The organism is Arthrobacter sp. NicSoilC5, from assembly GCF_019977395.1.
Lineage (GTDB): Bacteria > Actinomycetota > Actinomycetes > Actinomycetales > Micrococcaceae > Arthrobacter.
Window position 1 is genome coordinate 4,181,343 of sequence record NZ_AP024660.1, and the last position, 21,931, is coordinate 4,203,273.

Consider the following 21,931-nt stretch of genomic DNA (forward strand, 5'->3'; position numbering starts at 1 on the left):
GGAGATGACCCAAACACCCACGGCTGCCGCCCAGGCCTGGCTTGCCGGTCTGGATGAGGCGCTGCAGCGGCGCGACGTGGACGCCGCGCTGGAGCTCTTCGAGGACGACTGCTACTGGCGGGACTTCGTGGCGTTCACCTGGAACCTCAAGACGCTGGAAGGAAAGGCGGACATCCGCCGCATGCTGGAGGCCACCCTGGATCGCGTGCAGCCGGCCAACTGGGCGCTTGCCGAGGATGCCACCGGGGACACGGAGAACACGGAAGCCTGGATCACGTTCGAGACCGGCGCGGCCCGCGGCTACGGCCACCTCCGGCTCCGGGACGGCAAATGCTGGACGCTGCTGACCACCATGCAGGAGCTCAAGGGCTTCGAGGAAAAGAAGGGTCCGCGGCGCGAGCAGGGCGTGGCCCACGAGATCGTCCGCGGCCGCCGGTCCTGGAAAGAGCTCAAAGAGGAGCAGGAAGCGCGGCTCGGCTACGAGGAGCAGCCCTACTGCGTCATCATCGGCGGCGGCCAGGGCGGGATTGGCCTCGCCGCCCGGCTGAAGCGGCTTGGCGTGCCCACCATCATCGTCGAGAAGAATCAGAACCCCGGCGACTCCTGGCGCAACCGCTACAAGTCCCTGCACCTGCACGACCCCGTCTGGTACGACCACCTGCCCTACCTGAAGTTCCCGGACGACTGGCCCGTCTTCGCCGCCAAAGACAAGATCGGTGACTGGCTGGAGCACTATACCCGCATCATGGAGCTGAACTACTGGTCCGGCACCGAGTGCGTGGGGGCATCCTACGACGACGGCACGCAGGAATGGGCGGTCAACGTCCTTCGCAACGGCGAAGCGGTGACGCTCCGGCCGAAGCAGCTCATCTTCGCCCTGGGCGTCTCCGGCTACCCGAACATCCCGGTCTTCGACGGCGCCGAGTCCTTCCTGGGCGAGCAGCGCCACTCCTCCCAGCACCCGGGCGGCGGGGACTGGACGGGCAAGAAAGCCGTGGTGATCGGCTCCAACAACTCGGCGCACGATATCTGCGCCGACCTCTGGGAGCACGGCGCCGACGTCACCATGGTGCAGCGGTCCTCCACCCACATTGCCCGCAGCGAATCCCTGATGGACCTGGCGCTGGGGGACCTGTACTCGGAGCGGGCGCTCGCGGCCGGCGTGACCACGGAAAAGGCCGATTTGCTCTTCGCCTCCCTGCCCATGCGCGTCCTGCCCGGGGCCCAGGTGCCGGTGTACCAGGAGATGGCATCCCGGGATGCCGGGTTCTACTCCCAGCTGGAGGCCGCCGGGTTCGACCTTGACTTCGGTGTGGACGGCTCCGGCCTGTTCGTAAAGTACCTGCGGCGCGGCTCCGGCTACTACATCGACGTAGGCGCCTCCCAGCTGATCATCGACGGCCGGGTGAAACTGAAGAACGGGCAGGTCACCAAGATCACCGGCAACGCCGTGGTGATGGACGACGGCACCGAGCTGGAAGCGGACCTGATCGTCTACGCCACCGGGTACGGGTCCATGAACGGGTGGCTGGCGGACCTGGTCTCGCCCGAAATCGCGGACCGGGTGGGCAAATGCTGGGGCTATGGCTCAGACACGCCAAAAGACCCTGGTCCGTGGGAGGGGGAGCTGCGCAATATGTGGAAGCCCACCAACGTGACCAACCTCTGGATCCATGGCGGCAACCTGCACCAGAGCCGGCACTACTCCGCCTACCTGGCGCTGCAGCTGAAGGCCCGGATGGAAGGACTCGACACACCGGTCTACGAACTGCAGCCCAGCCACCACACCCGCTAGCCGCGTTTACAGCATGGAGGAATCATGAAGGCAGCACGTTTCCACGCCCGCAAGGACATCAGGATCGAGGACATCCCGGAGCCGGAACTCCGCGCGGGGGCGGTGAAGATCGACGTCGCGTGGTGCGGCATCTGCGGCACCGACCTGCACGAGTTCCTGGAGGGGCCAATCTTCTGTCCCGCGCCGGGGCATCCACACCCGCTGTCCCACGAGGAATCCCCGGTGACCCTGGGGCACGAATTCTCCGGGACCGTAACTGAAGTCGGCGAAGGCGTGGAGGGGCTGGACGTGGGTGACAACGTCGTCGTCGAACCCTATTTTGTGGACGGGACCTGCGACATGTGCCAGGCGGGCAGCTACCACCTGTGCAGGCAGATGGGGTTCATCGGGCTGTCCGGCGGCGGGGGAGGGCTGAGCGAGAAGATCGTGGTGGACCAGCGCTGGGTGCATCCCATCGGCAACATCCCGCTGGATGAGGCGGCGCTGATCGAGCCGCTGTCCGTGGCGCACCACGCGGTGGCGCGCAGCGGCGTCAAGGCCGGCGACACCGCGCTGGTGGGCGGGTCCGGGCCGATCGGCCTGCTCACCGCGGCGGTCCTCAAAGGCATGGGCGTGACCACGATCATCAGTGAGCTCACCCAGGCCCGCAAGGAGAAGGCCACCTCCAGCGGGGTGGCGGACCACGTCCTTGACCCAAGCAAGGAGGACGTCCCGGCGCGGGTTCGCGAGCTCACCGGGGGCACCGGGGCGGACGTCGCCTTCGAATGCGCAGGCGTGAACGCAGTGCTGGATACCATGCTCGACGCCGTCCGGCCCGGGGCCGTGGTGGTCAACGTGTCCATCTGGGGAGCGCCCGCCACCGTTGACATGCAGAAGATCGTGCTCAAGGAGATCGACCTGCGCGGCACCATCGCCTACGTCCGCGACCACCCCGCCGTGATCAAGATAGTGCAGGAGGGGAAGGTGGACCTCAAGCCGTTCATCACGGGCAGGATCGCGCTGGAGGACCTGGTGGAGCAGGGCTTCGATACCCTCATCAACCACAAGGACACGGCCGTAAAGGTGCTGGTGCATCCGTAAAGCCGGCGAGGCTGCGGGGTGGGGCGTCGTCCCGCCCGCAGCCTTCCTGCTGCCGCAGCCGGCCGGCCCCCGTGCTTCCGCGTCAGGGGTCGGGAAGCTCCGCCGGATCGCATGTCCTTGAATCCACGGGCGCCCCGATGTACAGGTAGGCCGGGCTTTTCGACTCGATACTGACGATTGCTCCGGCCGCATTCGCGCTGCGCGCCACCGTCCAGCCGCCCGGTGTTGGGTCTGTCCCTCCAAACGCAGGAAAGCCGTACTTTGCCAGGACGGGGTCGCCGGCGGAGAAAATATCCGCGAACCGGTCTGAGGGCTCCACTACGTCGGCGCTGCTGACCATCGTCCTCGTCTCGAAGAAGCACCTGCCGTCGGCCAGCTTGTTCACGCTGGCCGGCAGATGCACGGTCCAGCTGATGCCGGGGAGCTGTTGTTCCAGGGCGGCGATCAGCTCCGCACGCAGTCCGTCGTATCTGGCGAAACTTTGCGCCACAGGGGCTGGTGATTCCGTGACCGGCGGTTCACTGCTCTTTTCGGGCAAAGGATGTTTGGGACCGGCACACGCCGCCGAAACCAGCGACCCCAGTACGGCCACAAGTGCCAGCCGGTACTGCCGTGGTGTTGCCCTGCACGCCATCTTTCCCCCAAGTCACCTCCAGGCCCAAGCAGGCCTACTGCATGCTTCCACACGTGGGCGGGAGCCTGCGATGGGGAGACCTGCCCAAGACGCCAAAGGCCGGGCTCGGACTTTAGTCCCTGTTGTGGAGTAATCCCCCAGGCGTACCTTGAGGGTGGGTTCCACAGCCGCGGAACCCGCATTCAAGGGGGCATCATGACCAGGCCCAGGCTTTCGGCATTCAGCGTTCTCGGGCTCAGCGGCCTGATGGTCCTCACCGCCTGCTTCGGGCCGCCGGCGCCGGGCCCCACCACCAGTTCCGCGGCCCCCAGCCCCACGGCGAGCAGCGCCGGCCCCAGCACGACGGCGACCCCCACCATGACGACCGCCCCCACCATGACGGCGACCCCGACGACGCCGGGCAGCACCTCAGCCGCGCCCACCACCCCAGGTGCCGCGCCGCCGTCGTCCGCCCCGGCAAGCGCGCCGCCCACACAGGAACCAACGCAGGAACCCGCCCCGACCGGCCTTCCCGAGCAGGTGGGGCCGCTGACCGTCTACTACGTGGCGGTGGGCGACAACGGGGTCTCGGGGCCCAGGATCGGGTGCGGTGACAGCCTGGTGGCCACCACCACGGCACCCGTCCGCTTCACGGACCAGGTGGGCCCCAGCGTGGGGACCCTGCTGGCCAATAAGAGCCGGGATGTGGGCCTGTCCGGGCTGGTCAACGTCCTGTACCAGTCGAACCTGACCTACCTTGGCGGCGAGCTGAACGGCAGCACCATCACCATCTGGCTCTCCGGGCAGTTCATGCTGGGCGGTGTCTGCGACATCCCGCGGGCCAAGGCGCAGCTTGAGTACACGGCCATGGCCGCCTCCGGGGCCACGAGCGCGCAGGTGTTCGTCAACGGCCGCCCAATTGACGAGGTGCTCAGCCTTAAGTAGTTGTAAAGGGTGGCTTGCAGAGAGCATCCCCGAGGAGGCAACCGCATGGACCGCCTGCAACACCCGCTTTTCGCCCGGGCCTTCGCACGCGCCGTCGCCGGCATGGACCGCCGCGGGGCCGCAGAGCACCGCCGCCGCATCGTGGCCGGGCTGCAGGGATCTGTGGTCGAAATCGGCGCAGGGGCGGGATCGTCTTTTCCGCTGTACCCGCCTGCCGTCACCCATGTCCTCGCCCTGGAGCCCGATGACTATCTCAGAAGCGTGGCGGAGAAAGCAGCAGCATCGGCCAGTGTGCCGGTCACCGTTGTGGCCGGCGCCGCGGAGCACATTCCCGCCCCTTCCGGAAGCGTGGACGCCGTGGTGGCAAGTTTGGTCCTCTGCAGCGTCGGGGACCAGGCCACCGCCCTCGCGGAGATCCGCCGCGTGCTCAAGCCCGGCGGAACCTTGGCCTACTACGAGCACGTCCGGTCCGCCCATGCGGTCCTGGCCAGGGCCGAAGACGTGCTGACCCCGGTCTGGGGACGGTTCATGGGCGGCTGCCATCTCAACCGGGACACCCTTGCCGCCATCACCGCGGCGGGATTCACAGTCCAGGACAACCAACGCTTCGATTTTGCCGTTGCGCGGTTCAACCCGCCCATGGCCCACATCCTGGGAACCGCCATCAGCCCCGGGGCGCCTGATTGAACCGGCCCCGCCGTCGTACCCTTGCCTTAGGTTAAAACCACGAAGCCCACGCGTTCCGAACGGATCCGGCATGACAGACGTGAACGTCCAGGAGCGCAGCTCCCTCCAGCTGGCCATCACCGACGCCGCGAGCCTGACGGCGGAGCAGACGCTGGCGCGCCTGGGTTCCGGGCCTGGCGGCCTCACCGGGGAAGAGGCGGCCGCCCGCCTCCAGCAGCTGGGCCCCAACGCGGTCCGAACGCACCGCGCCAACGCCTGGGCTGTACTGGGGCGGCAGTTTGCCAGCCCCATCCTCATTCTCCTGATCGTCACCGCCGGGTTGTCCCTCTTCCTTGGCGACGCCACCAACTCCATCGTCATCGGTGTGATCCTGCTGGCCAGCGTAGGCCTCGGCTTCACCAACGAGTACCGTGCGGAGCGGGCATCCGAAGCCCTGCACGACCGCGTAACGCACAGGGCCGTGGTGCTCCGCGACGGAACCACCGGTGAAGTGGACGTGACCGCCCTGGTGCCGGGCGACGTCGTCCATCTCTCCCTGGGTGCCATCATCCCGGCGGACATCCGGCTCCTGACCACCAACAATCTTCTCTGCGATGAAAGCATCCTCACCGGGGAGTCCCAGCCTGCGGCCAAGGAAGTTGCTCCCGTTTCCGCCGGTTCAGCATTGGGCGACCTCGCCTCCTGCGTGTTCATGGGGACGGTGGTCCAGTCCGGCGGCTGCACCGGGGTGGTGGTGGCCACCGGCGGCCGGGCCGAATTCGGGCGCATCGCACTCGGGCTGGGCGAGAGGCAGCCGCAGACCGAGTTCCAGCTGGGACTCAAGCGGTTCTCCTTCCTGCTGCTGCAGGTAGCCATGGTGCTCACCTCGCTGATCTTCGTGGCCAACCTGCTGCTGCAACGTCCGCTCATTGAATCCCTGCTGTTCTCGCTGGCAATTGCCGTCGGCATCACCCCTCAGTTGCTCCCGGCCGTGGTCAGCACATCCTTGGCCACCGGCACCCGGCAGCTGGCCAAGCGCAAGGTGCTGGTCAAACGCCTGGTATGCATCGAGGACCTGGGGGACATGGACATCCTGGTCACGGACAAGACCGGCACCCTGACGGAGGGCAGGATCAGCTTCACCGGTGCGCTGCCAGCCGCCCCGGAGACGTCCGACGACGGCCTGCTCACCTTGGGCCTGCTGGCCACCGAGACCGATTACGCGGAGGCCAAGAATTCCCCGGCCGGGCAGAACCCGCTGGACGCCGCCCTCTGGGACAGCCCCGGGGCGTCCGGTTTCGATCCGGGGCGCTTCGAGCGGGTGGACCTGATCGGCTTTGACCACCAGCGCCGCCGCACCACCGTGCTGGTCCGGGAGCACGCCGGCCCTGCGAAGCTGGTCACCAAGGGCGCCCCGGAGGACATCCTGGCCCTCTGCGGACCCACCCCGGCCGCCGTGCAGGCACTGCTGGACCAACAGTTCGACGCCGGCTCCCGGGTGGTTGCCGTGGCCACCCGCCCGGCCGCGGGGTTGGACAGGCTGGCGCCGGCGGACGAGCGGAACCTCACCCTGGCCGGTTTCCTCGTCTTCCTGGACCGGCCCAAAGCCAACGCCCGGCAGTCCCTGGACCGCCTGGAGGCACTGGGGATCTCGGTGAAGATCGCCACCGGGGACAACGCCAAAGTGGCGGAGAAGGTCTGCGCGGACCTGGACGTGATTTCCGGCGGCACGCTCACCGGCTCCCAGGTTGAGGCGATGTCCGAGACCGACCTCGCCGCCGCCGTGCGGACGGCCACGATCTTCGCGCGCGTTTCGCCCGAACAAAAGGCGCGCATCATCGGCCTGCTGCGCCTCAGCGGCGGCTCCGTGGGCTTCATGGGCGACGGCGTCAACGACGCCCTGGCACTTCACAAGGCGGACATCGGCATTTCCGTGGACACCGCAACGGACGTCGCCAAAGACGCGGCCGACGTCGTGCTGCTGGACAAGGACCTGGGCGTGCTGGCGGACGGCGTGATGGAGGGCCGGCGGATCTTCGCCAACACCATCAAGTACGTGCTGATGGGCACGTCCAGCAATTTCGGCAACATGTTCAGCGCGGCGGTGGCCTCCGTGGTGCTGAGTTTCCTGCCCATGCTGCCGGGCCAGATCCTGCTGAACAACCTGCTGTACGACTCCGGGCAGTTGGCCATTCCGGGGGACCGGGTGGACAAGGAACAGCTGCGGGCGCCGTCGCACTGGGACATCGCGTTCATCCGGCGGTTCATGCTGCTGTTCGGGCCGATCAGTTCGCTGTTCGACTTCGCGACGTTCGGGCTGATGCTGTTCGTGTTCACTGCAGCGCCGGGGGAGTTCCGGGCCGGCTGGTTCATCGAATCCATCGCCACCCAGACGCTGATCATCTTCGCCATCCGTACCCGGCGGGTCCCCTTTCTGCGGAGCCGGCCCTCGGCGGGCCTCATCGCCGCCTCGCTGGGAGTTGTGGCCCTCGGCATTTTCCTGCCGCTGTCACCTGCGGCCGCAGTTCTGGGCTTCGACCCCTTGCCGGTGCCGTTCTTCCTGGCCCTGCTGGGCATGGTGGTGGTGTATCTGGTGCTGGTGGAGGCTGCCAAACAATGGTTCTTCGCGCGCGACGCCCAGCAGCTGCCCGCCCTGCCGCCGCCCGTCCGGCGCCGGAAGGATACGCACCACATCTCCCGGCGGGCCTTCCGGTTCAGCATCCCCGTCAAGGTGCCCCCTCTCCCGGTCCCGGCGTCCCGCAGAAACCTGTTGAAGGGCCGAAGGGCACAGCGGGGGACGACTGTCCGTAACCTTTAGGGCGCGCGGTGCCGAGGGTTGTTAGCATGGTGAAAAGAGACGCTGGGGGCTTTCCAAAACGGATCCGGGGTGATGCAGCCCGCCGTGGATGCGTTCTATTTCGGAGCGTTTTTACATGTGGCGTGAACCAATTAGGCGGCGGACCCGGGAACTCCTGCGGGAGTTTGTAGAGCGGGCGGATGATCTTGTCCGGGCACAGGAACATGTCGAGGGGCTGCTCGGCGCAGTGGTCTCCATGACAGAGGACCTGAGCCTGGAAGCAGTACTGGACCGGCTGGTGCAGTCGGCGTGCGAACTGGTGGGGGCACGGTACGGGGCCCTGGGCGTCATCGGCGACGACCAGCAGCTCAGCCACTTCATCACCGTGGGCATCGATGAAGAAGGTGCCCGGGTCATCGGCGACCTGCCCACCGGCCATGGCGTGCTTGGCGAGCTGATCCGGGAACCCAAGCCGTTGCGGCTCCACGATTTGGGCGAGCATCCAATAGCGGTGGGGTTTCCTTCCAACCATCCGCCCATGAGCACCTTCCTGGGCGTCCCGGTCCGGGTCCGGAACGAGGTCTTCGGGAACCTGTACCTGACGGAGAAGATCGGTGACCAGGATTTCACCGGTGAGGACGAGGACCTCGCTGTCGCCCTGGCGGCGGCCGCCGGGGTGGCCATCCAGAACGCGAAGTTGTTTGATGACACCAGGCGGCGCCAGCGCTGGCTGGAAGCGGGCATGGAAGTCAGTGACCGCCTCAAGGACCAGCCACGCTCCGACACGGAGAACCTGGACATGATCGCTGAACGCGCCCTAAACGCCTCGGCTTCCGTCCTGGCCCTGATCGCCTCAGTGGGGCCGGACGGAATCATCAGGTGCCGGACCTCGGTGGGTGCCCAGTCGATGCCAGGCGGCCAGGAAATGCCTGCTGCCGCCGTCCTGTCAGAAGTCCTGGAAACGGGGGAGTCCAAGGTCCTGGCCGACCCGCTCCTGGTGTTCGATCCGACGTCTGCCGAGAAGTTGGGGCCGGTCCTGGTGGCTGCCCTGGGCAGCAACAGCGACGGACACCGCGACAGCGTCCTGGTCCTGGCCAGGGCTGTTGGCGGAGCACGGTATACGGAAGTGGACGTTGAGCAAAGCGCCGTATTTGCGTCCCGGATAGGCCTGACGCTGGACCTGCTCAAGGCGAACCAGTTGCGGGAAGAGCACGCCCTGTTCATTGACCGGGAACGGATTGCGGCGGACCTGCACGACCTGGTGATCCAGCGGCTCTTCGCTGCCGGACTAAGCATCCAGGGCCTGCGGCGCTACACCGCGGATCCGCCTGCACACGAGCGGCGCATTGCCGGGATCACAGCAGAACTGGACGACTGCATCCATCAGCTCCGGGACACCATCTACTCCCTGCAGGCCCGGGAGCCCGATAAGGAACTACTGAGCGGACGCGTGTTGCGCGCTGTCCAGGAGGCTGCAAACGCTTCCGGTTTCCTCCCCCGGATCCAGTTTTCCGGGCCGGTGGACGATGCGGTAGACGACGACGTCGCCGCACAGTTGCTCCCGGTACTCCACGAAAGCGTCAGCAACGCCGTCAGGCATTCGGGATCAGAGGACATCGCCATCCTGCTCGCCGTCCATGATGGCGACGTGGTCCTCACAGTCCGGGATACCGGGCGCGGATTCAACGATCCACAGCGGGTCAGCGGGTTGACCAACATGAAGAACCGGGCCACCCGTCTGGGCGGGGCATGCATCATCGACAGCGTCCCGGGCAAGGGCACGAGTGTGACATGGAGGGCGCCCGCTGCCGGCTGAGCGGTTACTGGACCGTGGCCGGCTCAAAATGGTGCCTGCCCACGATGGTTCCGGGGTGGCCGTCAGGGGGCGGTCAGTGCAGCAGCTCCCACGCTCGGGGGATGGGAGCGGGAATCAGGTGGCCCCGCCGCCGGAAGCCCAGTTTATGGAGCACGGAAGACACGTGGGCGGCCACGGCGGCGTCCGGCAGCACCATCTCCTGCCCGATCTGGGGGTTGGTCAGTCCGCGGGCCATGAGGGCGAGTACATTCCGTTCCGTCCGCGTCATGGCCTTCAGCCAGGGGGCCGAAGCGGTGGCGTAGAGGCTCTCGGCCACGCGCTCCCTGACGCCGGGGCCGATGGGGGAAATGCCAGCGGCGGTGCTGCGGATGCAGTCGATCAACGCATCGCTGTCTCCGATTCGCTTGAGCACGTAGCCAGAAGCGCCCGCCAGGACCGCTGCCCGTACGGCGTGCTGTTCGTCCCAGCCGGTAAGGATCAGGCAACGCACCTCAGGAGCGGTGGAGCGCAGGTCGCGGCACACCTCGATGCCCGTGCCGTCCGGGAGCCTGTCATCCAGCACCACGATGTCCGGCTGCAGGACGTGGATCAGGCGCCGGGCTTCTGCAGCGGATCCGCTTTCGCCAACTACATCGAAGTCAAAGTGTTCGAGCAGGTCGCCAAGGCCTTTCCGGACCATTTCATGGTCAGTGAGGATGAAGACCCGGAGGGGCAGGATGGCGGACCAAGACTCGTCGGGGGGTGCTGCAGGTGTATTCATGAAGACGCTCTCATCAACTCGATGCCCTCCCCGGCTGCCCTTTCCCCTGCAGCCGCCCCTCCGGGAGGAACTTCATTAAATTATCGGGCACTTAGGGCCAGTCAATTCCCAGCGCCGTCCCGGAGGAAGCCGGAACCTCCCGGTGGACGCTGCAGACGGCGCAGATGGTGCTGTGTTCCGGCCCCGGCACCCATTGATGGGACTCCTCCAGCCGGTATTCGTACCGGCCTCCGAGCTTCTGGAGCCGGTTCAGGGCCACGCTGGCAGTTTCCCACGAACCCCAGCGGCCCACCACCCCGCCGCTGTCCTTGGAAATGACATTGCAGCCGCCGTGCCCCAGCTCGGTGCTGTGGTCCAGGCCTCCTGGCGGTTCGTTGCCGGCGTGTACGGCCTTGTACTCGTCCATGGTTGCCAATGTTCCGTACCTCCCTGCCCAGGCTCAGGCGGCGTGCTGCTGCGGTCGGGTGAGGAAAACCTCCAGCGACTGAAGCGTGGCGACTGCGTCCTGGAAGGCGGGGTTGCGGTGCGGATGCAGCCGGTGCAGCAAGCCTCCGTTGTATTGGAGGCGGCGGCGTGCGGTGCTGACGGCGCGGACAGCGTGGTGGGGATCTTCAGGACGGCGCGGCAGGACGCTGTTCAGGCACTGGATCGAAGCAAGGGCGACGGCCAGGACGTTGGCATCCATTTGCTGGCCCGCGGCACGGTGCTGCCGCAGCTGGACGGCGAAACCGTCCCAGATCTCCCGTGCGGCCGCCCGGGCCACCTCGGTCCTGGCCCCGTTAGCGGAGAGTCCCCGGTCCAGGAACTCCTTGTACAGGGCGTCGAACCGGCCGGCCTCCTCTTCGGCCTTCTCCGTAGCGTCACGGTCCGGAGCAGATGCCGGGACGAAATTGGACGGGTGGAGGAGCATCGCCCGCCGGCGCGCGGCGTCCGCCTGCGACAGGGGAGCGGGACGGAAGGTGAGGATGTCAGCGGACATGTCGGCCCTTTCAAAATCCAGCCAGCTGGGTGCGGCTGCACCCCGGCGGGCATCCTTGACGGTGCCTCCGGCGGAAAGTCACTGGGGGTTTCACGGTGGAAAGCCGCTCCGGCCTCGCAATGTGAGGACCCGGACGGTGCCTTTACAAGGATGCCAATCCTCCCGGGCCCGCTATAGGGCTGAAGGTCCCGTCCTGGACGCGGGCCACCGGCGGTCACCGGGGCCGGGGGCTTTGTGCCCTGTTTCAGGCTCCGGGGCCGCCCTAGCCTGAAACAAACAGGGCGGTGTAAGGCCGCCTGCCGGATCCGGGAGGTACACGGTGAAATCGGCAAACGCAAGCATCATCGCAGGCGTGATCCTCATTGCCCTGGGCGGCCTGTTGCTCCTGGACCGGCTGGGCGTCATGGACACTGCTGCGTTCGTGGCGCCGCTGATTTTCGCGGCCGTGGGGGTGTTGTTCCTGTCCCTGTTCATCCGGCGCCGGGAGAACTGGTGGGCGGCCATCCCCGGGTCCGTGTTCCTGGGCCTGGCAGCTGTTGTCATCGCCACCGAGCTCACCGGAGGCGCCTGGGGCGCGGCCTTCCTGTTCCTCTTCATGGGTGCCGGGTTCGGGGCCGTGTTCGTGCGGGAACCGGGCAATTGGTGGGCGCTGATACCTTCCGGCGTCATGTTCACGCTGGCGGTCATCGTGGCCCTCCCGCAGGAACTGCAGGGTACGCCCACGGCAGCCGTCCTTTTCCTGGGCCTGGCGGCCACCTTCGGCGTGCTTTCCCTGGTCCCGGTCCGCGTTGATGAGGCCGGCAACCGCAGGGAACGGATGAAATGGCCGTTGATTCCGGCGGGCGTCCTTGCCGTCATGGGCCTGATCTTCGTGCTGCAGGCCATGGCCGTGCTGGTCCCGGTGGATTTCGCCTTCCCTGCGGTAATGATCGTGGCCGGCATCGCCCTCATGGTCTACGCCTACCTTGCCCACCGCGACGGCCGGCAGAGGGTCCACGGTCCCGGCCCGCGGGCAGGCTGACCCGGCACGCTGCGACCGCCAGCCACAGTTCGGCGGGGCCGATGGCTGCCACCAGGGGCAACTGGTCGGCGCGGCCCAGGTAGATCCCGGCTACGGCGTACATGCCGAGGGGGAAGATCACGCTCCACAGGCCCGGCTCGTAGGACAACGGCACGCGGTGGAGCACGTGGCGCCACCAGCCGGCGGCGAGGAGCACCGGGAAGAGCCACGGGGCGAAGGACCAGAACACCACGGAGGCGCCCGCCACCAGCCCGCGCGTCCACCATGGGCGCGCCTGCCATCTCCTCGATCCGTGCGCCAATTCCAGTGTCCACGGTACGACGTAGCCGAGCACCACCCACGCGAGCACTGCGACCGTAAGCAGCACCGCCGTCGCGCCCTGCCATCCCGCCATGCCAAGGCGCGTCCCCAGCAGCGTTTGTTCCGGCGATGAACGTGAAGAAGCCGAACGCCCGCCCGGGATCCATGAAGTCGCTGCGCATGGCGGCGGCGAACCTGGCCAGGCGGAACAGGCTGGGGACAAGAATCAGGAGGTAGGAGAGGGCGCACACCACCAGCAGCGCCATGGACAGTGCGTGGAAGCCCTCAAGCACGGGCCCCACGGAGATGATGCGGCTGCCCATGGTGAGCGCGAAGTAGCCGGAGGTGAGCGTCCGTGCGCGGGGCTCCGCAGAAACAGAGGAAAAAGTCCCAGCCGCCCGCTACGACGCTGCCTGTGCCCGTGCCCAGTGCGCCCCCAGCAGCGCGGCAACCCGTTCCGGCTCCGCACGGTGCGGCGGGTCGAAATGGTGCCGGCCGGGAAATACCTCCAGCCGGAAATCAGGGAAGACGCGGGACAGGCGCCCAGCGTTGTCCCCCTGCTCATCCGGGCTGCTCATGCCGCCCAGCACAAAGAGCACCGGCTTTTCGAAGGCCGCCAGCCGGCCGCGGTCCAGTTCGTAGGTGTTGAACGCATGCAGGAAGGCGCTGATCCCGGCTGGGCGCTTGGCCATCCACGGCGGCGGCGGGCCCGGCGGCGGAGGCGGCAGGACGGCGTCGGGCTTCACCTGCAGCCTCATGAAGGCGGCCATGAATTCCTCCTGCGGCAGGTCGCGCAGTTCTCCGTACCGGTGCCACAGCCGCGTGTGCTCCGGGCTCCAGTCCCAGGTGCCTGCCCAGGCCGGTTCAAGCAGGGCCAGGCTCAGCAGCCGTTCCGGGTGCCGGGCCGTGAGCGCCAGGGCCGCTGCGCCACCACCGGAATACCCCAGCAGGTGGAAGGTATCCCAGCCGCGGGCGTCCGCCTCGCGGAGCACGCCGTCCGCTTCGGTATCCAGGCTCCAGCCGGGCGGGGGAGCGTCGCCCGCGTAGAGCTCAAGGTCCTTGGCCACGGCATCAACCGTGCCATCCAGTGCCGCCAGCAGCGCGCCGTATGCGGGGCCGGCGGGGAGGACGCTGCCGGGCAGGAGGATGACCCGGAACGGTTCCATGGCTGGGGCTCCTTCCGACGGTACGCCAGGGGCGGACACGGTTACTTCGCCGCCGCTCCGCGTGCCCCGGCTTTGGTGGCCCGGGCCTTGGGCTCCTTGGCTTCCTTGGGCGGCAGGGTGGCGACGTAAGCCAGCGCCTTTTCGGCCCATGCCCGCGCCCGGGTGTCGTCGCCGTCGCCCTCTTCATTCCACACTTCAGGCAGCCCGGTGTAGCCACCCATGGGCCTGTCCGCCGGCCCGAACGGGACGGTCCGTTCTGATGACTCCAGCAGCTCCGCGTCCTCCCGGGAGAGCTTCACCCCGATGGTGGACCCGAACAGTCCCGCGAACATGTTGCCGTTGATGAACGCGCCGAGATTGCCGAACATCGGCTTCACCAGAACTCCGGGATGGCTGGGGACCACGCGGCGGAACCGCTCTTTTTCTTCCTCGGTTGCCTTGGGCATTTCCATGGCGTCACCTCCCGGTGGCAGGGTTTTTCCGCAGGTCTGGATGCAGGATATGCCCGTTGGGTGCCGCCGTCGAGGGCTGGCCGCCACCCCTGCGCAGCAGGCAATAATTCCGCCCCTGAGCAGGTCAAACTTCCCGCGCCGGTGCTATACCTGACCATAGGCAACTACTTTGTGGCTGCCTTGGGAAGGGCGAATTCCGAGGATCCGGGGGCTTCCCCGGAGGGTTGGAGGCGATGGTGCTGACAACTCCAGGGCCGGGCCCCGCCGGACGCAGCACGCGGACGGGCCGGAAGCACCTGGGCGGACTGGTCCTCGCCGCGCTCGCCCTGCTCACCGGCTGCAGCGGAGGCACCGGCCAGTCGGTGTCCACGGCCCTCGAAGACAGTTCCTCCGCCGTCGCCACCGCCCGCATCGCGCTCCGCCAGGACATGGACGGCAAACTGACCCGTGCCGCAGCCTCCACCACCCTGGACGATGAGCTCAAGGAGATCCAGACCAGCCGGAGCACCGTCCTGAAGCTCTCCCCGGCCACGCAGGAGGAGCGCGAAACCCAGAAGCAGGCGCTGGACGTGCTGGACCAGTGCGCCGCCGGCTTTGCCACGGCACGCGCCGCGTTGGCAGCGAACGACGGCGGCGCCCCCTCCGTGTCCGACGGGGACAAGGCGCTCGCCGGCGCGCAGGACGCCCTCAAACAGCTCGAAGGCAAGGTGGGGTCCCCATGAAGGCTGAACCGTGAAGCGGCTCCTCGGCGTCGCGCTTGGGATCCTCACCGCCATCGGCGGGTTTGTGGACATCGGGGACCTGGTGACCAACGCCGTCGTCGGATCCCGCTTTGGCCTGTCCCTGGTGTGGGTAGTGGCTGTGGGCGTGGTGGGGATCTGCCTGTTCGCCAACATGTCCGGCCGGGTGGCCGCTGCTTCCGGCCGGGCTACCTTTGAGGTGATCCGCGAACGGCTGGGCGCGCGGGCCGGGCTGGCCAACCTCGCGGCCTCCTTCCTCATCAACCTGATGACCGTGACGGCCGAGATCGGCGGCGTTGCCCTGGCCCTGCAGCTGGCCAGCAGCGTGTACTACGTGCTGTGGATTCCCGTGGCGGCACTGGCCGTGTGGCTGGTGGTCTGGCGGGTCAGGTTCACCATCATGGAGAACGTCACGGGCCTGCTGGGGCTGACCCTGATCATCTTTGCGGTGGCACTGTTCCTGCTGAAGCCGGACTGGGGCATGCTGGCCGGGCAGCTGGCGCCCGCCGTGCCGGAACAGGAAACGGTGTGGACGTACAGCTATTACGCCATCGCCCTGTTCGGCGCGGCCATGACCCCGTATGAGGTGTTCTTCTTCTCCTCCGGTGCCGTGGAGGAGGGGTGGACGGTAAAGGACCTGCTCCAGGAGCGGATCAACGTCCTGGTGGGATTCCCGCTGGGCGGCCTGCTGTCCGTCGCCATCGCCGCGTGCGCCGCCGTCGTCCTGCTCCCCGCCGGAATCTCGGTGACCTCGCTGTCCCAGGTGGTCCTGCCCGTCGCGGAGGGCGCCGGGAAGATCGGGTTGGCGCTGGTCCTGGTGGGGATCGTGGCGGCGACGTTCGGTGCGGCGCTGGAAACCACGCTCTCCAGCGGCTACACGCTGGCCCAGTTCTTTGGCTGGTCCTGGGGCAAGTTCCGCCGGCCCGCGGAGGCCGCCCGCTTCCACCTGGCCATGATCGTCTGTCTGCTGGTGGGCATCGCGGTCCTGGCTACCGGCGTGGATCCGGTCCTGGTGACCGAATACTCGGTGGTGTTCTCGGCGATCGCCCTGCCCCTGACCTACCTGCCCATCCTCATCGTGGCCAACGACCCCCAGTACATGCGCGAGCATGTCAACGGGCGGGTGGTCAATGTCCTGGGCATGGTCTACCTGGTGATCATCCTGGTGGCCTCCATCGCCGCCATCCCCCTCATGATCGTGACAGGAGCCGGCTCATGACATCCTCGCCCGACCCGCTGCTTCCCGCCCCGCAGGTGGCCGGGCGCGTCCTGGACGCCCAGTTGCACCTGCTGGACCGGCAGGTTCTGGATCACGACGGCGTCCCGGTCACCACCGTCGACGACCTCGAGTTGAGCGGGCCCGCGGTGGACGTGGAGATTGAGCCGGGGGCCGCGGCGCCGGTCGTCACTGCATTGCTGACGGGGGCGGTGCTGGGGACGCGCATCTTTGGCGGCAGGCCGCCGTCGTCCCGGCTGATCCGCATCCCATGGAAGGACGTGGCCGAGGTGGGCGTGGTGCTGCGGCTTGGCATCAGCGGGGAGTCGCTGGACGCGGGCTGGGTGGAGCGGTGGGTCCGGGACAAGATCATTGCGCGCATTCCGGGAGGCCGCCATGATCCTCGGTGACCTGCTGGGCACCCCCGTCCATGATGCCGACGGCGGGAGGCTGGGCCGGGTGGCAGACGTCCGGTTCGTCCTGGACGGCACCCCGCACCAGCTGATGGCGGAGCCGCGCGTGCTGGGGCTGGTCATCGGCCCGCACAGCACGGCCTCCTTCATGGGCTACGACCGGAACGGCCTCACGCGGCCCCGGCTGGTGGCCAGGATCCTCCGCTGGCGGCACCGCGGGTCCTTCCTGGTGCTGTGGGAGGACATCGCCATGGTGGGCCCGCGCTCGGTCCGGCTCCGCCCCGGGTTCACCCGCTACAGCGCGGCGCTGCAGAAGGCTGCGAACGGATAGGGCGGAGTTGAAGAGACCCGCAATTAGGCGTGCGGCGGATCTCCTGTAGTGTTGACCCTGTTGTTGTGTTTATGCAGTTGGTAGTTCAGGCAGTACGCACGGTCGAAAGTCCGTGTTCTTCTGAAGTAGCGGTTTTTGAACACCCCACGCCGGAGGGCCCGAAAGTCGGGACGTTCCCTCCACCTTCACGAAGGACAAAAATAATGGCTACTGGTACCGTCAAATGGTTTAACGCTGAAAAGGGCTTCGGCTTCATCTCCCCGGACGACTCCTCGCAGGACGTTTTCGCGCACTACTCCGCGATCAACTCCTCCGGCTTCCGCTCCCTCGAAGAGAACCAGAAGGTTTCCTTCGACACCGAGCAGGGCCCCAAGGGTCCCCAGGCCACCAACATCCAGGCTCTCTAATTTCCTAGGGATCCGGGACCGTTAGGTTTCAAAAGCAGGGCTTGCCGTTTCACGGCAAGCCCTGCTTTTTTGTTAACCCGCGCCTTTCGTGGTCCGCTCCCAGGCCCTCGGTTTTTCCTCCTCGACAAAGGTCAGTTGAAGGAGCAATCTATTAGGTGCGTACGTACGCAGCGTGCCAACCCCACGCCCACGGCGGCGTTTGGAAAACTCCAACCAGCGCGGCACCAGTTGGGGTGGTGCATGTCCGGCACGATGCTCGGCCGGCCCGGCTGCCTGCGCTCCCCGGCATCGGCAGCCGGCACTTTCACTCCGATAATCAGTGGCCGGTTCGGCCCCATGAGCAGTGACTTGAATCGGCCATAGCTGTACACCGGCTGATGGCCGGTTGCCGTTCAAGGAAGCATTGCTATGAAGAGTAGTCGGGGAAGCAATTCCAGATTCAAGAAACTGGCGTTTATCGTTGCCTTCGCTGTTTCGCTGCTGGCCTCAGTGGCTTCAGCGGGTCCCGCCTCGGCGGGCCAGTCGGGCCACCGGACGTGGGAGGTCCAGGTGGGCTCTGAGTCCCGCAACCAGGCAATCCAGGGCATGCAGTTCCTCCCCTCCGAGATTTTCATCAACGAGCAGGACACCATTACGTGGGAGGCCAACTCCGCGGAGATCCACACAGTGACGTTCCTGGCATCGGGACAGCCGCTGCAGCCGTTCAATCCGTTCAACAACGATGAGTTGTTGAAGCGCGGAGGGGACAGCTACGACGGGCATTCGTATTACAACTCTGGCCTCCTGGCCAACGTTGACGTGCCCGGCTTCCCGGACGCCAGGAGTTACAGCCTGGTGTTCCCGCGCGAAGGCGATTTCACCTACTACTGCCTGGTTCACGGCGCCGTGATGAAGGGGACGGTGCACGTTCGCGAGCAGGGGACTGACTATCCGTACAGCCAGGCCGATTACGACAAGTCATCGCGGGCCGAGGAGCGGTCCATCCTGCGCGACGGACGCGAGCTCACCGCTGACCTGGCGGACCAGGCCAACAGCCACAGGGTGATCGCAGGCGGTGACGACGGCGTTGCGATGGTCATGCGCTTCGTCCGGCCCACCGTGACGGTGCATGTGGGCGATACCGTCGTGTTCGCCAATACCGGCATGGACGCTCCCCATACCGTCACGTTTGGTACCGAACCGGCGAACATTTTCGCCCCGTCCGGCGACCCGACGCATTTCACCGGGGGCAACCTCAACTCGGGAATCATGTGGCCCGGCGCGGAGTTCGCGGTGACCTTCCAGGCACAAGGTACGTTCGAGTACATCTGTGCACTCCATGACTACATGGGCATGGTGGGCAAGGTGAAGGTCGTCGACTGACGCCTGATTTCCACGCGGTCCGGTTGGGGCGGTTGCCCCGGCCGGACCGTTTGCGCGTCCCCGGTGTCAGTGCAGCCCCATCGCCTCTCGCACTTCATCGAGGATGTGGTGCATGGCCCGTTCCGCCACGGCAGTGTCTCCGCCGGCCACGGCAGCCGCCACATCCTCGTGTGCCTGCAGCGCCTCGGCCCGCGGCTTGAACGGCATAAGCCCTTGCCGGGTGCGGCTGGTCAGGACCTCCGCCACCATCCCCTCCAGCGCCCGGAACATTTCGTTGCCGCAGCTGCGCAGCAGCAGTTGGTGGAAGGCGATGTCGGCGGCCAGGAAAGCCTGCAGGTCCCCGGCTTCCCCCAGGCGGCGGAGGTCCCCGGCCAGGGACACCAGCTGTGCGCGTTCGGCGGCGCTGGCCCGGCGTGCGGCGCCGGCGGCGGCAATGGGCTCGACGGCGATGCGGAGTTCGGTCAGGCTGCTGTACTGCAGCTCCCGCCGGTCCGAGGCCAGCCGCCACCGCACCAGCTTCGGGTCAAAGACATTCCACAATGACGGGTCCTGCACCACGATGCCCACCCGGCGCCGGGAATAGACCAAATTCATGGACTCCAGGACCTTCATGGTGTCCCGCGCGACGGTGCGCGAGATCCCGTAGTCCTGCTGCAGCCCTTCAAGGGTCAGCCTGCTTCCCGGCGCGAGACGCCCGGAGGCGACAGCGACTCCCACCGCCTCCAGCACCCGTTCGTGCATGGCCGGGGAGGACCCGCCGTCGTGCATCTCATCGCCATCCTGGACTGTCGCCGTCGACATTCTCTCCCCGTTCGCTCACGCGCCGCTGCGCCCTTCCAGAGTACCGGGGATTGGGCCAAAGGTATGACTTGTGACACGAATAAATAGCATCTTTCAGCAGGAAAGGTGATACCTTATCGCTTGGCCCGTTGCAGGCGGGTCCACAGCGAGCTTCTTCGAAAGCCAAAGACGTCTTCTCCGGAGGTATGACATGCAGTATCCAGCCACGCACCTTGTGGTCATGGGCGTTGCCGGTTCCGGCAAATCCACCCTGGCCGCGGCCCTTTCCCGCCAACTGGGCTGGGCATGCGCCGAAGCGGACGAATTCCACCCCGCCGCAAACATCGCCAAGATGAGCCAGGGCATCCCCCTCCAGGACGAAGACCGCTGGCCGTGGCTGGAGGAGATCCGTGACTGGATGACCGCCCAGGCTGCCGCCGGCAAGAGCACGGTCCTGACCTGCTCCGCGCTCAAGCGGGGATACCGGGAACTGCTGTCCGGCGCCCAGGGCCGCGTGGTCTTCCTCCACCTTGACGGCGGGGCGGACCTGATCAGCCAACGTATGCAGGGCCGGGAAGGGCACTTCATGCCGCCCACGCTGCTGCCCAGCCAGCTGGCCACCCTGGAGCCTCTCACCCCGGAAGAGATCGCCGCCGGCAGCCTCCGCCTCGACATCTCGCGCTCACCCGAAGAGCTGGTCGCCGCCGTCGTACAGGCCCTCAACCTCCCCACCGGCCAGGCGCCCGGCGCGTCCTGACCCCCCCCAAATCCCCAACCCTGTTTCAAAGGAGAACCATGACCATCGAAGGATGGACCCAGACGATGGGCGCAGGTCCGCTGCTGCTCATCGCCGCGGCGGCAATTCTCGTGCTGCTGTTCCTGATCATCCGGCTGCGGATGCACGCCCTGATCGCCCTGATCCTCATCAGCCTCGCCACGGCCTTCGCCACGGGGATCCCCGCCAACAAGGTGGTTCCCGTCCTGGTGGACGGCTTCGGCACCACCCTGGGAACCGTGGCCCTGCTGGTGGGCCTGGGCGCGATGCTCGGCCGCATCGTGGAAACCAGCGGCGGCGCCAAGGTCCTGGCCGATTACCTGATCGGCATCTTCGGTGAAAAACGCGCCCCGTTCGCACTGGGCCTGGCCTCACTGATCTTCGGCTTCCCCATCTTCTTCGACGCCGGCCTGGTGGTCATGCTGCCCGTGGTCTTCGCCGTCGCCCACCGCCTGGGCGGGGGAGTGCTCCGCTACGGCCTGCCAGCCGCCGGTGCCTTCTCGGTGATGCACATCTTCCTGCCGCCGCACCCGGGCCCGGTCTCCGCTGCGGCCTTCTTCGACGCGAACATCGGCCTGGTGCTCATCGCCGGCCTCATCACCGCCATCCCCACCTGGTACGTCACCGCCTACCTCTACGGCCTGTACACGGGCAAGAAGCTGGTCCTCCCCGTCCCCGAAATCCTGGGCCACGCCAGCGCCGAGGCCGAGGCGCACCCGCCCCGGTTCCGCACCATCATCGGGCTGCTGCTCCTGCCGCTGGTGCTGATCTTCCTCAACACCGGCCTGAACACCCTGGCGTCCTCCGGTGCGCTGGATGACTCCGTCAAGAAGGAACAGTGGTTCCAGGTCCTGCGCACCATCGGTGAAACCCCGGTGGCCCTGCTGATCGCAGTGCTCGCGGCGCTGTTCGTGCTGGGCACCCGCCGGGGCCGCGACGCCGGCGCCCTGGAGAAGCTGCTCGAGTCCTCCCTGGGACCGGTCTGCTCCGTCATCCTGATCACCGGCGCCGGCGGCATGTTCGGCGGCGTCCTGCGCACCTCCGGCATCGGCAAGGCGCTGGCGGACGTGCTGGGCAACGTGGGCATCCCGCTGATCCTGGCCGGGTTCCTGATCTCCGCCATCCTGCGCATTGCCCAGGGCTCAGCCACCGTCGCGCTCACCACCACCGCCGGCCTGATTGCTCCCGCCGTGGCGGGTGGCGGCCTGAACGGCATGCAGATCGCCGCCATGGTCATCGCCGTGGCTGCCGGATCCGTGGTGGTATCCCACGTCAACGACTCAGGGTTCTGGCTGGTGGGCCGCTTCTTCGGTATGGACGTCAAGACCACCCTGAAGACCTGGACCGTCATGGAAACCCTCATCGGCGTGATGGGCTTCGCCGTCGCCGCCGTCATCTTCCTGGTGGCCGGCGCGGTGGGCTGATTTTTCACTAATGAATAGCGCCAACTTCCGTTTTGCCCCCCAGACCGGAAGTTGGCGCTACGTGTTTTGCCTGCTGTCTATGACGAGGGATGG

At 67.1% G+C, this 21,931-nt stretch carries 24 protein-coding genes; 15 read left to right on the top strand and 9 right to left on the bottom strand.

Annotated features, from left to right (window positions below):
• Nucleotides 1-4 precede the first annotated feature (4 nt).
• Nucleotides 5-1,795, top strand: a complete 1,791-nt coding sequence (locus LDO22_RS19485; RefSeq protein ID WP_224025358.1) for an NAD(P)/FAD-dependent oxidoreductase — start codon at nucleotides 5-7, stop codon at nucleotides 1,793-1,795.
• A gap of 24 nt (nucleotides 1,796-1,819) precedes the next feature.
• Nucleotides 1,820-2,875, top strand: a complete 1,056-nt coding sequence (locus tag LDO22_RS19490; protein ID WP_224025359.1) for a 2,3-butanediol dehydrogenase — start codon at nucleotides 1,820-1,822, stop codon at nucleotides 2,873-2,875.
• An 82-nt stretch (nucleotides 2,876-2,957) separates the two neighbouring features.
• On the opposite strand, the gene LDO22_RS19495 is transcribed toward LDO22_RS19490, so the two are convergent.
• Both LDO22_RS19495 and LDO22_RS19500 read right to left on the bottom strand, forming a co-directional pair.
• The gene (locus tag LDO22_RS19495) at nucleotides 2,958-3,365 is read right to left on the bottom strand and encodes a hypothetical protein (RefSeq protein WP_224025360.1); all 408 of its coding nucleotides are present in this window, start codon (nucleotides 3,363-3,365) and stop codon (nucleotides 2,958-2,960) included.
• Between the two features lie 326 nt (nucleotides 3,366-3,691).
• Nucleotides 3,692-3,982 (bottom strand): hypothetical protein, encoded by a 291-nt coding sequence (locus LDO22_RS19500; RefSeq protein ID WP_224025361.1) that lies wholly within the window; start codon nucleotides 3,980-3,982, stop codon nucleotides 3,692-3,694.
• Nucleotides 3,983-4,028: 46 nt separating this feature from the next.
• Between LDO22_RS19500 and LDO22_RS19505 the strand changes: the two genes are divergently transcribed.
• From LDO22_RS19505 to LDO22_RS19520, 4 genes are all read left to right on the top strand, one after another.
• Entirely contained in the window at nucleotides 4,029-4,433 is a 405-nt protein-coding gene (locus LDO22_RS19505) for a hypothetical protein (RefSeq protein WP_224025362.1), read from the top strand.
• A 45-nt stretch (nucleotides 4,434-4,478) separates the two neighbouring features.
• Complete coding sequence (locus tag LDO22_RS19510; RefSeq protein WP_224025363.1) at nucleotides 4,479-5,120, top strand: class I SAM-dependent methyltransferase; 642 nt, start codon at nucleotides 4,479-4,481, stop codon at nucleotides 5,118-5,120.
• Nucleotides 5,121-5,190: 70 nt separating this feature from the next.
• Nucleotides 5,191-7,917 (top strand): magnesium-translocating P-type ATPase, encoded by a 2,727-nt coding sequence (gene mgtA / locus LDO22_RS19515; RefSeq protein ID WP_224025364.1) that lies wholly within the window; start codon nucleotides 5,191-5,193, stop codon nucleotides 7,915-7,917.
• A 115-nt stretch (nucleotides 7,918-8,032) separates the two neighbouring features.
• Nucleotides 8,033-9,712, top strand: coding sequence for a GAF domain-containing protein (locus LDO22_RS19520; protein WP_224025365.1), 1,680 nt, complete (start codon nucleotides 8,033-8,035; stop codon nucleotides 9,710-9,712).
• 73 nt (nucleotides 9,713-9,785) lie between these two features.
• Here the strand turns inward: LDO22_RS19520 and LDO22_RS19525 are convergent, their stop codons facing one another.
• From LDO22_RS19525 to LDO22_RS19535, 3 genes are all read right to left on the bottom strand, one after another.
• On the bottom strand, nucleotides 9,786-10,472 hold the full coding sequence (locus LDO22_RS19525; protein ID WP_224025366.1) for a response regulator transcription factor: 687 nt from the start codon (nucleotides 10,470-10,472) through the stop codon (nucleotides 9,786-9,788).
• 91 nt (nucleotides 10,473-10,563) lie between these two features.
• Entirely contained in the window at nucleotides 10,564-10,878 is a 315-nt protein-coding gene (locus LDO22_RS19530; protein WP_224025367.1) for a hypothetical protein, read from the bottom strand.
• 33 nt (nucleotides 10,879-10,911) lie between these two features.
• Nucleotides 10,912-11,451, bottom strand: coding sequence for a hypothetical protein (locus LDO22_RS19535; RefSeq protein ID WP_224025368.1), 540 nt, complete (start codon nucleotides 11,449-11,451; stop codon nucleotides 10,912-10,914).
• Between the two features lie 319 nt (nucleotides 11,452-11,770).
• Here LDO22_RS19535 and LDO22_RS19540 point away from each other — a divergent pair, with 319 nt between their 5' ends.
• A complete protein-coding gene (locus LDO22_RS19540; protein WP_224025369.1) occupies nucleotides 11,771-12,472 on the top strand; it encodes a hypothetical protein in 702 nt (233 codons plus the stop codon).
• On the opposite strand, the gene LDO22_RS19545 is transcribed toward LDO22_RS19540, so the two are convergent.
• From LDO22_RS19545 to LDO22_RS19555, 3 genes are all read right to left on the bottom strand, one after another.
• Nucleotides 12,399-12,866, bottom strand: a complete 468-nt coding sequence (locus LDO22_RS19545) for a hypothetical protein (RefSeq protein ID WP_224025370.1) — start codon at nucleotides 12,864-12,866, stop codon at nucleotides 12,399-12,401. The genes LDO22_RS19540 and LDO22_RS19545 overlap by 74 nt on opposite strands.
• A gap of 307 nt (nucleotides 12,867-13,173) precedes the next feature.
• Nucleotides 13,174-13,938 carry an alpha/beta hydrolase gene (locus tag LDO22_RS19550; protein ID WP_224025371.1) on the bottom strand — a complete coding sequence of 255 codons (765 nt, stop codon included), beginning with the start codon at nucleotides 13,936-13,938 and terminating at the stop codon, nucleotides 13,174-13,176.
• 41 nt (nucleotides 13,939-13,979) lie between these two features.
• A complete protein-coding gene (locus tag LDO22_RS19555; RefSeq protein WP_224025372.1) occupies nucleotides 13,980-14,390 on the bottom strand; it encodes a TfoX/Sxy family protein in 411 nt (136 codons plus the stop codon).
• Nucleotides 14,391-14,626: 236 nt separating this feature from the next.
• Here LDO22_RS19555 and LDO22_RS19560 point away from each other — a divergent pair, with 236 nt between their 5' ends.
• The 6 genes from LDO22_RS19560 (at nucleotide 14,627) to LDO22_RS19585 (ending at nucleotide 18,859) form a co-directional block, all read left to right on the top strand.
• The gene (locus LDO22_RS19560; protein ID WP_224025373.1) at nucleotides 14,627-15,112 is read left to right on the top strand and encodes a hypothetical protein; all 486 of its coding nucleotides are present in this window, start codon (nucleotides 14,627-14,629) and stop codon (nucleotides 15,110-15,112) included.
• A gap of 10 nt (nucleotides 15,113-15,122) precedes the next feature.
• Complete coding sequence (locus LDO22_RS19565; RefSeq protein ID WP_224025374.1) at nucleotides 15,123-16,349, top strand: Nramp family divalent metal transporter; 1,227 nt, start codon at nucleotides 15,123-15,125, stop codon at nucleotides 16,347-16,349.
• A complete protein-coding gene (locus tag LDO22_RS19570) occupies nucleotides 16,346-16,756 on the top strand; it encodes a hypothetical protein (RefSeq protein WP_224025375.1) in 411 nt (136 codons plus the stop codon). The genes LDO22_RS19565 and LDO22_RS19570 overlap by 4 nt, the downstream gene beginning before the upstream one ends.
• Entirely contained in the window at nucleotides 16,743-17,090 is a 348-nt protein-coding gene (locus LDO22_RS19575; RefSeq protein ID WP_224025376.1) for a PRC-barrel domain-containing protein, read from the top strand. The genes LDO22_RS19570 and LDO22_RS19575 overlap by 14 nt, the downstream gene beginning before the upstream one ends.
• A 203-nt stretch (nucleotides 17,091-17,293) precedes the next feature.
• The gene (locus tag LDO22_RS19580; protein WP_015936345.1) at nucleotides 17,294-17,497 is read left to right on the top strand and encodes a cold-shock protein; all 204 of its coding nucleotides are present in this window, start codon (nucleotides 17,294-17,296) and stop codon (nucleotides 17,495-17,497) included.
• 408 nt (nucleotides 17,498-17,905) lie between these two features.
• Nucleotides 17,906-18,859 carry a plastocyanin/azurin family copper-binding protein gene (locus LDO22_RS19585; RefSeq protein ID WP_224025377.1) on the top strand — a complete coding sequence of 318 codons (954 nt, stop codon included), beginning with the start codon at nucleotides 17,906-17,908 and terminating at the stop codon, nucleotides 18,857-18,859.
• Nucleotides 18,860-18,925: 66 nt separating this feature from the next.
• Here LDO22_RS19585 and LDO22_RS19590 read toward each other — a convergent pair whose 3' ends face one another.
• A complete protein-coding gene (locus LDO22_RS19590) occupies nucleotides 18,926-19,660 on the bottom strand; it encodes an FCD domain-containing protein (RefSeq protein ID WP_159632624.1) in 735 nt (244 codons plus the stop codon).
• Between the two features lie 190 nt (nucleotides 19,661-19,850).
• On the opposite strand from LDO22_RS19590, the gene LDO22_RS19595 reads away from it, so the two are divergent.
• On the top strand, nucleotides 19,851-20,396 hold the full coding sequence (locus LDO22_RS19595) for a gluconokinase (protein WP_224025378.1): 546 nt from the start codon (nucleotides 19,851-19,853) through the stop codon (nucleotides 20,394-20,396).
• A gap of 38 nt (nucleotides 20,397-20,434) precedes the next feature.
• Entirely contained in the window at nucleotides 20,435-21,838 is a 1,404-nt protein-coding gene (locus LDO22_RS19600; protein WP_224025379.1) for a GntP family permease, read from the top strand.
• Nucleotides 21,839-21,931: the final 93 nt, after the last annotated feature.